12 protein-coding genes are annotated in these 12,456 nt (G+C 69.9%); 5 read left to right on the top strand and 7 right to left on the bottom strand.

Translation table 11 applies throughout. From position 1 onward, the window contains the following. The first annotated feature begins 138 nt into the window (after positions 1-138). Positions 139-1,635, top strand: a complete 1,497-nt coding sequence (locus ACZZ9K_RS07830) for a CitMHS family transporter (protein WP_138801863.1) — start codon at positions 139-141, stop codon at positions 1,633-1,635. A 57-nt stretch (positions 1,636-1,692) separates the two neighbouring features. Here the strand turns inward: ACZZ9K_RS07830 and ACZZ9K_RS07825 are convergent, their stop codons facing one another. The 6 genes from ACZZ9K_RS07825 to ACZZ9K_RS07800 form a co-directional block, all read right to left on the bottom strand. Beyond that, positions 1,693-2,766, bottom strand: a complete 1,074-nt coding sequence (locus tag ACZZ9K_RS07825) for a threonine aldolase family protein (RefSeq protein WP_463443764.1) — start codon at positions 2,764-2,766, stop codon at positions 1,693-1,695. 4 nt (positions 2,767-2,770) lie between these two features. Beyond that, positions 2,771-3,454, bottom strand: a complete 684-nt coding sequence (locus tag ACZZ9K_RS07820) for an SDR family NAD(P)-dependent oxidoreductase (protein ID WP_463443763.1) — start codon at positions 3,452-3,454, stop codon at positions 2,771-2,773. Next, a complete protein-coding gene (locus ACZZ9K_RS07815; protein ID WP_463443762.1) occupies positions 3,451-4,917 on the bottom strand; it encodes a DUF6421 family protein in 1,467 nt (488 codons plus the stop codon). Before ACZZ9K_RS07815 ends, ACZZ9K_RS07820 begins: the two co-directional genes overlap by 4 nt. A 226-nt stretch (positions 4,918-5,143) precedes the next feature. Continuing rightward, on the bottom strand, positions 5,144-5,443 hold the full coding sequence (locus tag ACZZ9K_RS07810) for a hypothetical protein (RefSeq protein WP_301602200.1): 300 nt from the start codon (positions 5,441-5,443) through the stop codon (positions 5,144-5,146). 184 nt (positions 5,444-5,627) lie between these two features. After that, the gene (locus ACZZ9K_RS07805; RefSeq protein WP_463443761.1) at positions 5,628-6,341 is read right to left on the bottom strand and encodes a hypothetical protein; all 714 of its coding nucleotides are present in this window, start codon (positions 6,339-6,341) and stop codon (positions 5,628-5,630) included. A gap of 8 nt (positions 6,342-6,349) precedes the next feature. Next, positions 6,350-7,249 carry an ATP-binding cassette domain-containing protein gene (locus tag ACZZ9K_RS07800; RefSeq protein ID WP_463443760.1) on the bottom strand — a complete coding sequence of 300 codons (900 nt, stop codon included), beginning with the start codon at positions 7,247-7,249 and terminating at the stop codon, positions 6,350-6,352. A 316-nt stretch (positions 7,250-7,565) separates the two neighbouring features. On the opposite strand from ACZZ9K_RS07800, the gene ACZZ9K_RS07795 reads away from it, so the two are divergent. Both ACZZ9K_RS07795 and ACZZ9K_RS07790 read left to right on the top strand, forming a co-directional pair. Further along, positions 7,566-8,015 carry a hypothetical protein gene (locus ACZZ9K_RS07795; RefSeq protein ID WP_111100403.1) on the top strand — a complete coding sequence of 150 codons (450 nt, stop codon included), beginning with the start codon at positions 7,566-7,568 and terminating at the stop codon, positions 8,013-8,015. 146 nt (positions 8,016-8,161) lie between these two features. Beyond that, complete coding sequence (locus ACZZ9K_RS07790) at positions 8,162-8,740, top strand: TetR/AcrR family transcriptional regulator (RefSeq protein ID WP_463443759.1); 579 nt, start codon at positions 8,162-8,164, stop codon at positions 8,738-8,740. 82 nt (positions 8,741-8,822) lie between these two features. Here the strand turns inward: ACZZ9K_RS07790 and ACZZ9K_RS07785 are convergent, their stop codons facing one another. Continuing rightward, entirely contained in the window at positions 8,823-9,467 is a 645-nt protein-coding gene (locus tag ACZZ9K_RS07785; protein ID WP_463443758.1) for a GntR family transcriptional regulator, read from the bottom strand. Positions 9,468-9,564: 97 nt separating this feature from the next. Here ACZZ9K_RS07785 and ACZZ9K_RS07780 point away from each other — a divergent pair, with 97 nt between their 5' ends. Continuing rightward, a complete protein-coding gene (locus ACZZ9K_RS07780; RefSeq protein ID WP_463443757.1) occupies positions 9,565-11,352 on the top strand; it encodes a 5-oxoproline transporter, DUF979 family subunit in 1,788 nt (595 codons plus the stop codon). Further along, on the top strand, positions 11,339-12,400 hold the full coding sequence (locus tag ACZZ9K_RS07775; RefSeq protein WP_463443756.1) for a DUF2891 family protein: 1,062 nt from the start codon (positions 11,339-11,341) through the stop codon (positions 12,398-12,400). Before ACZZ9K_RS07780 ends, ACZZ9K_RS07775 begins: the two co-directional genes overlap by 14 nt. Positions 12,401-12,456: the final 56 nt, after the last annotated feature.

Genomic DNA, 12,456 nt, shown 5'->3' with positions numbered 1-12,456 from the left:
AGGGCGAGCCGACCTGCCTGCGCACAATGCGCAGAAAGCGGTCAACGCGCGATGGTGCGCCAATGTGCAGAAGCGCGCCGCGCCTCCAGGCCGGGTCGTAGCGTGCCCGGACTGCCAGACACGGACGAAGGAGTCCTGATGCTCGTCATCCTCGGGTACGCGATGGTCCTGACCTTCATGGTCCTGATCATGACCAAGCGCATGTCGCCCATGCTCGCGCTGATCATCGTGCCGACCGTGTTCGGACTGTTCGCCGGGGCGGGTCTGGGACTCGGCGACATGGTGACCGAGGCGATCGGCACGCTGGCGCCGACGGCCGCGCTCCTGATGTTCGCGATCATGTACTTCGGGCTGATGATCGACGTCGGCCTGTTCGACCCGCTCGTCCGGTTCATCCTGCGGGTGACCGGCAACGACCCGGCGAAGATCGTGCTCGGCACTGCTCTGCTGGCCGGTGCGGTCTCGCTCGACGGGGACGGCTCGACGACGTTCATCGTGGTCACGGCGGCGATGCTGCCGATCTACCTGAAGCTCGGCATGAGCCCGGTCGTGATGACGTGTGTGGCGGGTCTGACGAACGGCACGCTCAACATCGTGCCGTGGGGCGGTCCCACCGCCCGTGCCGCCGCCGCGCTGAAGATCGACCCGACGGACATCTTCGTGCCCCTCGTGCCGTCGCTCGTGGTGGGGCTGCTGCTGTGCTTCACGTTCGCGTGGACGATGGGCCTGCGGGAGCGCAAGCGCCTCGGGCTGATCGAGTTCACCGAGGCCTCACGGGGCGCGCCGGTGCCGGAGCGGGCGAACGCCCGAGCGGGGTCACGGGTGCTCGCGGCGGTCGGCGGGACCGGCGGCGGGATGTTCACGAGCCCCACGGTCGCGCTCGGGCTGCGTGGTGGGAAGGCCGACGGTCGACGTGCGGACGGCGAGGGCGTGGACGGCGCCGGGCCGGGGGACGAGGGCGGCGCGGGCACCGGCACCATGGCCGAGACGATGCTCGACCCGAACCGTCCGACCCTGCGGCCGAAGCGGATCTGGTTCAACCTGGTGCTGACCGTCGCCGTGATGGTGGCGCTCGTGCTGGGGCTCTTGCCGCTGCACTTCGTGTTCATGATCGGCACGGCGATCGCCCTGCTCGTGAACTTCCCGCAACTCAAGCAGCAGACCGCGCAGATCGTCGCGCACGCCCCGAGCATCGTCGGCGTCGTGTCGATGGTGTTCGCCGCCGGGGTGCTGATCGGGGTGCTCGACGGCACCGGGATGGTCGCGGCGATGGCCGACTGGCTCGTCGCGGTGATCCCGGACTCGATGGGCCCGTACCTGGCGGGCATCACCGGTGTGCTGAGCATGCCGCTGACGTTCTTCATGAGCAACGACGCGTTCTACTTCGGGATCCTGCCGGTGCTGTCCGAGAGCGCCGCGGCGTACGGGATCACGCCGGCCGAGATGGCGCGCGCGTCGGTCGTCGGGCAGCCGGTGCACATGCAGAGCCCGCTGGTCCCCGCGATCCTGCTGCTGGTGTCGCTGGCCAACGTGAACCTCGGCGACCACCACCGGAAGGTGCTGTGGCGGGCCGCCGTGGTCGCGATGGCGATGCTCGTGGTGGCGATCGTCGTGCGGGTCATCCCGTTCGGGTGACGCGACGGTCGGAGCCGGTCCGGCGGTCGGAGCCGGCCCAGCGCGCGCCGGGGCGGCTCAGGCGGCGTCGAGCTCCCGCGTCAGGGCCGCGACGAAGTCGTCGATGTCCTGCTCCGAGGTGTCGTACGCGCACATCCACCGCACCTCGTTGCGGCTGGCGTCCCAGTCGTAGAACCGGAAGTGCTTCCGCAGCCGGTCGGCCACCCCGGCGGGCAGGGTCGCGAAGACCCCGTTCGCCTGGGTCAGCTGGCTGAAGCCGACACCGCGGATGCTGCCGTCGGCGATGCCGGCCTCCAGCGCACCGCGCAGTCGAGCGGCCATGGCGTTGGCGTGCCCGGCGGAGCGCAGGTACAGGTCGTCGCTGAGCAGGGCGATCAGCTGGGCGGAGACGAACCGCATCTTCGACGAGAGCTGCATGTTCATCTTGCGCAGGTAGTGCAACCCCTCAGACGCCGACGGGTTCAGCACGACGATCGCCTCGCCGTAGAGCATGCCGTTCTTCGTGCCGCCGAAGCTCAGCACGTCGACACCGGCGTCGGTGGTGAAGTCGCGCAGGGGCACCCCGAGGGACGCCGCGGCGTTCGAGATGCGGGCGCCGTCCATGTGCAGCTTCATGCCGAGCGAGTGGACGTGGTCGGCGATCGTCCGGACCTCGTCCACCGCGTAGGCGGTGCCGAGCTCCGTGGTCTGCGTGATCGACACGACGAGCGGCTGGGCACGGTGCTCGTCGCCCCAGCCCCAGGCCTCGCGGTCGATGAGCTCGGGCGTCAGCTTGCCGTCGGGCGCCTCGACCGGCAGGAGCTTGATGCCGGCGACGCGCTCGGGCGCACCGGCTTCGTCAGTGTGGATGTGCGCGGTCGCGGTGCACACGACCGCTCCCCACCGCGGCAGCATCGACTGCAGGCCGACGACGTTCGCGCCGGTGCCGTTGAACACCGGGAACGCCTCGGCCTGCGACCCGAAGTGCTCGCGGATCACCTCGTTGAGACGTGCGGTGTAGGCGTCCTCGCCGTAGGCGATCTGGTGGCCGTCGTTGGCCGCGGCGATGGCGGCGAGGATCTCGGGGTGGACGCCGGCGTAGTTGTCCGAGGCGAAGCCCCGCAGGTCCAGGTCGTGCAGTCGGAGGGTCACTCGTTCATCCTAGGTTCGAGGGATCAGGCGCCGTGAGCGGGATGCGGGCACCGTTGACGTCGGCCGGTGGCGTGTCCCAGAGCCGGACGACCTCGGCTCCGAGCTGCGCTTCGAGGCCGGACAGCGCACCGACGACGAACACGGCGGCCGCGGCGGTCTCCGGCGCCTCCTTCCGGAACCCCTGGGCGACGGCCCGGACCCAGGCGTCGGACGCGGCCTTCGCCGCCGCGTAGTTCGCGGCGCCGGCGGTGGGGGAGTCGACCGCGGTGGACGACACGAACGCGAGCCGCCCGGCAGGGGACGCCACCAGGTCGTCGTGGAAGACCCGGGTCGTGTTCCGCAGGGTCCGGAAGGCACGGTCGAAGAAGTCCCAGTCCGCGTCGGACTGGCCGACGATGCTGCCACCGCCGCGCCACCCGCCGACCAGGTGGACCAGTCCGTCGACGCGGCCGGCGTCCGCGTGGACGTCGTCGGCCAACGCGGTGACCGCACCGAGGTCCGACAGGTCGCACGTGCGGGTCGTGACGCCCGGGACGGACGCGCGCAGGGCCTCCAGGGCGTCGGGTCTGGTGCCGACCGCGACGACGGACGCACCGGCGGCGGTGAGTGCGCGCGCGACGGCCGCGCCGCTGGCACTGGTCGCGCCGGCGATCAGCACCAGGCGACCGGCCACCGAGTCGTCGGTCACGCGGCGGCCTCGCCGACGAGCTCGGCGTCCGTGGTGCCGGTGATGCCGGCGGTGGACGCGATGACGGTCGCCATCTTCTTGTCGAGGGCCTCGTAGAACATCGACAGCGGGAACTCGTCGTCGAGCACCGCGTCGGTGTAGCCGCGCGGCGGTCCGGCGAGCGTCTCGTCGGGCAGGCCACGCGCCCACTTCGACGCCGGGTGCGGCGTGAGCGTGCGGGTCAGCATCTCGTACGCGGCGAGCCAGTGCACCGACTTCGGCCGGTCGATCGAGCGCCGGTAGAGCTCGTTGATCTCGTCACTCAGGGCGATGATCACGTCCGGCACCTCGGGCCAGTCGATGGTCAGCTGCGTGTCCGTCCAGTGCAGGACGCCGTGCTGGTGCATCCAGGCGAACAGCAGCTGGCCGCCGAGTCCGTCGTAGTTGCGGACGCGGCTGCCGGTGATCGCGAAGCGGAAGATGCGGTCGAACACGACCGCGTACTGCACCAGGCGCGCGTGGTCGCGGATGGCGCGCTGCGCGTCCTGGAGGCCCGTGTCGGGTCCGGCGGACAGCTCGCGTTCCAGACGCACGGACTCGCGGAACGCGGTCAGGTCGCACCGGAGCTCCTCGAGCGAGTAGAGGAAGAACGGCATCCGCTGCTTGATCATGAACGGGTCGAAGGGCAGGTCCCCGCGCATGTGAGAACGGTCGTGGATGATGTCCCACATCACGAAGACCCGCTCGGTCAGCTGCTGGTCGTCGAGCATCGCAGCGGCCTCGGCCGGCAGCTCGAGCTTGGTGACGTCGGCGGCGGTACGGACGACCCGGCGGTAGCGGGCGGCCTCGCGGTCCTGGAAGATCGCGCCCCACGTGAAGGCGGGGACCGTGCGCATCGCGACGGTCTCGGGGAACAGCACCGCCGAGTTCGTGTCGTACCCCGGGGTGAAGTCGACGAACCGCAGCGCGACGAACAACGCGTTGCCGTGGTCGCCGGCCTCGAGCTCGGCGATGAACTCCGGCCAGATGACCTCGACCAGGACCGCCTCGACGAACCGCGAGGTGCTGCCGTTCTGCGTGACCATCGGGAACACGACCAGGTGGCCGAGCCCGTCGACGCGGTGCTGCTGCGGCTGGAACGCGGTGAGGGAGTCCAGGAAGTCGGGAACGCCGAAGCCCTGCTCCTGCCAGCGAGCGAAGTCGAGCTGCAGCACCTGCAGGAACGCGGCGTCGTGCGGGAAGTGCGGCGCCAGCTCGGCGACGGCCGGCACGATCACCGCGACGTGGCCGGCGGCAGCGGCGTGGTCGGACGGTTCGGGGACGGAGCCGTCCTGCGTCTGCAGGGCCTGCAGGGCGACGACTGCACGCTTGAGCCGGAGCCAGGCGGGGTGGGCGGCGATCTCGCGCACCGACAGGTGGTCCTCGACGACCTCGGGCTCTCCGACGATGGCGTCCTGCGAGATCTTCTGGACGAACTGGGACATGTCGAACCTCCCGTCATTGGGGTCGGCCGCGGATCTGCGGACGAGTGGTGCGCGTTACCGGATCGTCTCGAGCCTAGGGAAGTTCGGGGGACGCAAAGTTGCCCATCTCCGGTGGAATCGTGCGTCGTCGCGGTGCTCGCGCGTGGATCCGACTGCTGCGCACACGGATCCGTCGCCAGCCGTGCGTGGGCGGTCAGCGAGGTCGGAGTCAGCGGCGCTGGGCGGTTCACCCGGAGTCGATGTCCCCACGGGTCGCCGAGTCGATGTGCTCACGCTTGGTGACGGCATAGATCGCTTCGCTCACCGTCGAGTCCGGATGGGTCTCACGCCAGCTCCGCACCTGTGCCGGGTCTGGTGCTGACCCCGGGGGGATCGGCGTACTCCCGACGATGCTCGGAGCGAAGGCGGCGTACGTGATCGTCGCGAGCGCTGCCAAACACGCGTAGAGCAGATCGAGCGAGAGCCAGGCGCCGACCGTCGACACGATCCCGAAGAGGACGATGAAGGCTGGCGCCCGGCGCCTCATCGGAAGCACCCTCGCTTCACTGCCGCGATGCCGAGGATCTCAGCCCCCAGCGCAGCCGCAGCCCCGCCGAGGGCCCGGATCTTCTCCCAGCTGAAGGACGCGCCCCAGATGATCCGGACTGCCTTCGTGACGCCGCCGAGCGAGTTCCTGGGTGTTGGCCCGGTGTGGGCCGCCGGGAGATGCATCACCGCGGTTCTGCGCGGAGCTGTCGGAACCACCCGAGCGCGAGTGGAAGCGCGGTCCAAACGACGAACGACGTCATTGCGGGGCCGACGCCGACGCGGGTTTCCGAGGCGATCGTCCAGTCGAGCCCAGGCGCCGCGAGCCACGACGCGAAGGCGTATGGATTCAGCCAATTGAGGAGGGCTGGTGTGAACGCGAGGCCGATCGTGAGGAACAACGGACCGAACACAGCGATGACGAGTGCGGGCGCTGTTCGTAGCACCAGGCCCGCCACAGCCGTCGCGGTGAGCGTCGCGGCGATCGTCGTCGCGAGCATCTCCCAGAACTGCCGGAAGACCGCGATGTCGAAGACAGAAGCGGCTGAGGTGGGCCGTGTGACGGCGAAGACCACGGCAGCGAGGAGGTGGATGACGACGAGCGTCGAGACGCCGAGGATCAAGACCGCGACGTAGCGGGCGCCGAGGATCCGCTGGCGTCGTGGCGTGATCGAGAACGTCGTCAACGCCGCACGCGTGGTCCATTCGGCCGTGAACGCCATGACAGCCAGGAGACCCATGAGCAGGGGAAGAGCCACGCTGAGTCCCGCCACGAAAGCGACGAACGTCTTCGTTTCCCACCCGATAAGGAAGGACAGCACCACTCCGCTGACAGCTGCGACTGCGAATGCCCATCGGGGGCCGCGTGTGTCGAGAGCGCGTCGCATCTCGACGAGCACCAAACGGATCACGCCATCCTCCCCTCGTACTCCGTGGCGGTGAGGGATGCCAGGTACGCGTCGAGCCGGATGTCCTCGCTCCTGAGCTCGAGGAGCGCGATTCGTGCATCCCGCGCAGCACGACCGACCTCCTCTGGTGCAAGGTCCACGAGCAAGCCTGCTCCTGTGGGGAAGGGGTGGCTGCCGACGCGTCGGAGTGCCTGCTCAAAGCGCGGAAGATCTTCAGCGACGACGAAGGTGCGTCCGGCTTGTGTCCGAAGATCATCGAGTCGGGTTTCATCCACGATCCGTCCGCGGGAGATCACTACCAGGCGGTCGGCGGTCCGTTCCACTGCCGCGAGTTGATGAGTGGAGACGAGGACTGTTCCTCCCTGCTCCGCGAAGTGGAGCAGCAGGTTGTCGAGCCAACGCATTCCTTCGGGATCCAGGCCGTTGGACGGTTCGTCCAGCACGAGGGCACGCGGGTGCCCGAGTAGCGCGTGCGCCAAACCGAGTCGCTGACGCATGCCAAGGGAGAGTTTCCCGACTCGTCTGGCGGCAACCTCTGACAGGCCAACCATCTCGAGACACTGATCGACCCTTTGGAAGGGCTCGCCGATCGTGAAAGCTGTGAGCCGAAGAGTCTCGCGGACGGATCGACCTGGGTGGAAGGCTGACGCGTCCAGCAGGCAACCGAGGAAGCGGGCCGGATCGGAGAGCTGTTGGAGTTCCCGCCCGTTCACGAACGCGGCTCCGACATCGGCTCGGGTGATTCCGGTGAGGATCTTCAAGGCGGTGGACTTGCCGGCGCCGTTCGGCCCACAGAACGCTGTGATCGTCCCCTCGGGACAGGAGAAGGAGACGTCATCGAGCACGATGCGTTTGCCGTAGGTCTTACCGACCCGACGAAGTTCGATCGGATCGGTCACGACATCAGCTGATCGAGCAGAAGTGCTGCCCCGATCGCTCCGACGCAGACCAAGAAGGCGGCTGGTGCCACCTTGCTCCTCGGTTCGACGATGCCAGCAAAGCCCGCTGCGCTGAGGCCGGCCGCTCCGGCCGCCACCGAGAGCGGCCACCCGGCGGCAACGAGGACGACACAGGTGGCCCCGAGCAGGACGGCCGTCGCTGCGAGTCCAGCGCTGAGCAGTGGTCGTAAACGAGATTTCCTTGCAGCCACAACCCCTCCTTACGTTGGGGCTTCGAAGGGGTGGTGCAGTCACCACCCCTTCGAAGCTGGGTCAGTTGAAGTACTTCCAGATGTCCCAGGCCGTGATGAGCGTGCTGATCGTCCCTACGGCAGCCTTGATCGCGGGCCACGCAGTGCGCTGGAAGGTTGCGAACGACTTCTTGACACCGTCCGAAAGCTTCTTCCACAGCGCGGGGACCTTCTTCAACGCATTGATCGCAGTGCGGATGAGCGATATCCAGCTCCGCTCGGTCTCGCCGACACGATCGGATGACCCCGCCGGTGCTGCGGTCTTGGAGAGGGGCCGCGCCCAAGCGGGGGCACCGGTCGCGGCCGCGCTGCGAGTGGTTGTCGGGCCGTGGGTCGGTGCGCTGCTCGACGCGGAGACCGGCGTCGATGCCGGGGCCACCGCAGCCGTCGCGGGCACGGATGTGCCGAGGACAGCTGCTGCCGTGACGCAGGCTACGACTCCTGTCGACGCTGCCCAGCTCCGCCGCTTGCGCTGATACATGATTGCTCCTTCGCGATCCGTATGTGCCGGTCCTGGTCGACCGGCACGCTGTACGGGCAGCACGTTACCAACGTTTCACCTGCTGATGTGCAAAGTTTTGAAATATGACCAACGCGCTCATCGCTCGGTACGGTGGTCGCCATGGCCCGATTCACGCCCCCAGCCGCTGACGCGATGCGCGCCCGCCTCCTGCTCGCCGCGCGGGACGAGTTCGCCGCGGTCGGACTGGCCGCTGGCAGGGTCGAACGGATCGGTGCCGCAGCGTCGAGCAACAAGGCGCAGGTCTTCCACTACTTCGGCAGCAAGGAGGGGCTGTTCGACGCCCTCGTCGCCGACACCGTGACCGAGACGTTCGCCGAGGCCCCGCTCGACACCGCCGACCTCGCCGCCTGGGCCGGCCGGGTGCACGACTCGTACGTCCGTCGCCCCTGGGCCCAGCGGCTCGCGACGTGGCACCGGCTCGAGCGTGCCGACATCCCGCTCGAGTCCGTCGCGACGAGCTACGCCGACGCGGTGGCCGAGGTCGAGCACGCGCAGCGCGCCGGGGTCCTGCCGCGGGCGTTCCGTCCGGCGGTGCTGCTCGGACTCGTGCTGCACACCGCGGCGTTCTGGAGCGCGACCGCTCCAGAGTACGAGCCGCTGGTGCAGGCCGTGACGCCGCCGCGGCGTCGCCAGGTCGTGGTGGACGCGGTCGCCGCCCTGCTCGGCGGGAAGTCCTGACCGAGAGGTCCGCGAGCACCAGCATGAGCGCGCTGGGACAGAGCGTGCGGGACAGGGCCGCACCGGGCCTCCTGGCCGCCCCTCAGTCGGCTGCGCCGGCGGCGACCCGCAGCGTCCGCTCCGCGTCGTCGAGGTAGTCGGCGAGCAGCGCCGAGGCGGCGTCCTGGTCGCCACCGCGCAACGCGGACACGATCGCGTCGTTGCGTTCGACGAAGTCGGCATGGAACGAGGCCGGGTCCGCGGTGGTCAGGAAGGCGAGCCGCATCTCGGCGAGCAGGCCGTCCATCAGGGCGTGGATCCGCTCGCTCGGCACCGCGCGCACGAGCTCGGCGTGGAAGCGGATGTCGGCGGTCCCGACCGCACCCCAGTCACCCGCGGACGCTGCTGCCCGGGCGTCGGCGACCGCTGCGGCGGCCTCGGTGAGTGCCGGTGCGTCGGGGGTGCAGGCGCGGACGGCTGCCTCCTCGAGCACCCGCCGAGCCGCGTAGAGATCGGTGACGTCGGCGGCGGAGAGCCGGCGGACGAAGACCCCGCGGTTGAACACGTGCTCGACCAGACGGTCGCGGGCGAGCAGCCGGAAGGCCTCGCGCAGGGTGTTCCGTGAGACCCCGAGCTGGTCGCTCAACCGTTCCTCGGACAGCTGCGCCCCGGGGGAGAACCCGCCCGACGCGATCATGGTGCGCAACCGCGTGGCCGTGGAGTCAGCGCCGCCGACAGTTCGGGTCATGGCACCGATCCTGGCACGGGTGGCGTTTGTGAAGGGCGTGTTACAGAGCGGAACCGGCTCTTGCGATTGTTGAACAATGCGGTCCAGACTGTCCCGCATGTTCGTCCTCATCGGCGTCGCCGTCGTCATCGTCGGCTTCGCGCTGCGCGTCAACGCGCTCCTCGTCGTCACGGTCGCGGGCATCGTGACCGCGGCCATCGGCGGGATCGGTCCCGTCGGCATCCTCGACGCGTTCGGCAACGGGTTCGCCTCGAGCCGGTCCGTCACGACCTTCGCACTCGTCCTGCCCGTCATCGGTCTGATCGAGCGCTACGGCCTGCAGGACCAGGCGAAGCGTCTGATCGCGAAGCTCGACAAGCTCACGACGGGTCGTCTGCTCGCCGGGTACCTGGTGATCCGGCAGGTCACCGCCGCGGTCGGCCTGACCAGCATCGGTGGGCCGGCGCAGACGGTGCGTCCGCTGGTCTACCCGATGGCCGAGGGCGCGGCCACCAAGAAGTACGGGCGGATCGACGACCGCATGCGCGAGAAGATCAAGGGCTACTCGGCGTCGTCCGACACCGTCGGTGTGTTCTTCGGCGAGGACGTCTTCGTCGCGGTCGGCTCGATCCTGCTCATCACGACGTTCGTCGACTCGACCTACGGGCTGTCGCTCGAGCCGATCGACCTGGCCCTGTGGGCGATCCCGACGGGCATCGCGGCGCTCATCGTGCACGGCGGACGCCTGCTGCTGTTCGACCGCCGACTCGACAAGATGGCGGCGGACGCCCGTGCCGACGCCCCGACCCTGGGGGGCAGCAGCGTGATCACCAGCGAATGGCTCTACTGGCTCATCGGCGCGTTCTTCATCGCCGTCGCCGTCCTGATCGTCACCGACACCGCGCACGCGAAGCGCCTGGGCAACGCGGCGTTCTGGGGCATCCTCGGGCTGTCGTTCTTCTACGGCACCTTCGTCGCCGCCGGCACCGTCCCGGCCTGGACGCTCGGGATCGCCGTCCTCGTGATGGTCGCGCTCGCCGGACTCGGCTTCACCGGCACGACGAGCCGCACCCGGGTCGCGAGCATCCCCGGCGCGGGCACGGGTGCCGAGACCGGCCCCGCCGAACCCACCGGCGTGACGCAGAAGGTCACGAATGCCGGTAGCGGCAGCACGAGTGTGCTCGCCACCACCAGCCCGGACGAGCGCGCGGCCTTCGCGACGAAGTACGGCAACCGGCTCTTCATCCCGGCCCTCGTGGTGCCGGTGGTCGCCGTGCTGGTCGCGACGCTCGGCCCGCTCGTCTCGTTCGGTGGCGAACCGCTGCTCGCCGAGGGCAGCGCGACCCTGACCGGTCTGGGCATCGGTTCGGTGCTCGCCGTGGTCGTGGCCGTGTTCGTCCTGCGCCCGCCGAGGATCGCCACCCCGATCCGCGAGGGCGGTCGCCTGCTGCAGGCGATCGGCTGGGCGGCGCTGCTGCCGCAGATGCTCTCGACGCTCGGCATCGTCTTCACCCAGGCCGGGGTCGGTGACGCCGTCGGCACGATCATCAAGTCGGTCCTGCCCGACGGCTCGCTGCTCGCCGCCGTGGTCATCTACTGCCTGGGCATGGCCCTGTTCACGATCATCATGGGCAACGCCTTCGCCGCCTTCCCGATCATGACGGCCGCGATCGGCTGGCCGGTGCTGGTGCAGGGCTTCGACGGCAACCCCGCGGCGATCTTCGCGATCGGCATGCTCGCCGGCTTCTGCGGCACGCTCGTCACCCCGATGGCCGCGAACTTCAACCTGGTGCCGGCTGCCCTGCTCGAGATGCGGGACAAGTACGGCCCGATCAAGGCGCAGATCCCCACCGCCGCCATCCTGCTCGTCGTCAACATGGGAGTCATGTACCTTGTCGCATTCTGATGCCGCCCCGATCGACCTGACCCGGGCCGCGTGGGCCGACCGCTTCGCGGCGGTCGCCGCGGACAACACGACCCGCGAGTACCCCTACGCCGCGCACCACGCGACGTCCGGGCCGGACGACCGGGCACTGCCCGTCGAGCTCCACCCCGCCTTCGCCACGTCGTACGACTGGCACTCGTCGGTGCACATGCACTGGCTCGCGGCGCGCCTGATCGCGCACGGCCTGCCCACCGACCTGGAGGCCCGGCTCACCTCGATCCTGCAGGCGCACCTCACGACGGATCACCTGGCGACCGAGGCGGCCTACCTGCGTGGGACGCCGCACTACGAGCGCCCCTACGGCTGGGCCTGGCTCGCCCGGCTCGCCGCCGAGGTGTCGGCGTCCGAGGTGCCCGCCGTCCGGGCACTGGCACCGGGCTTCGCGCCCGTCGTCGACGTCCTCGAAGACCTGGTCGTCCGGTGGATCGACGGCGCCGCGCACCCGGTCCGGCACGGTGTGCACTCGAACTCGGCGTTCGGGTTGCTGCTCGTGCTCGAGGCCGCCCGGTCGCTCGACCGTCCGGCCCTGGCGGCGGCGGTCGAGGGGGCTGCGAAGGACTGGTTCGGGGCGGACGCCGGGTGGCCGTTCGCCTGGGAGCGGAGCGGGCACGACTTCCTGTCCGCGGGCCTCGCCGAAGCCGACCTGATGCGGGCGGTGCTGCCCGCCCCGGAGTTCACCACGTGGGCGCGCGGTTTCTTCGCCGCGGTGCAGCCGGGCGACGCGATCCTGCGGTCGACGGTGGTCCGTGACGAGAACGACCCGCAGCAGGTGCACCTGTTCGGGCTCGACCTGTCGCGCGCGGGCTCGGCCCGGCGCATCACGGACGCACTCCGCGCCGACGGTTCGGACGACTCCGGCACCGGGATCGCCGACCTGCTCGACGACGCGGCCGATCGGCTGCTGGCCTCCGGGCTCGCGGCGAGCGTGGGCGAGGAGTACTACTCCACCCACTGGCTGGCGAGCTTCGCCTGGGACGCCATGGAGGCCCGGGAGCACGCCGCCCGCTGATCGTCCTCGGGACCGCTGATCGTCTGCGGACACGTCGAGGATCCGGAGGTACCTTC

This window comes from Curtobacterium sp. AC268, assembly GCF_979258745.1.
The sequence above is the reverse complement of the archived record's forward strand: the minus strand, read 5'-3'. Positions and strand labels throughout refer to the sequence as shown.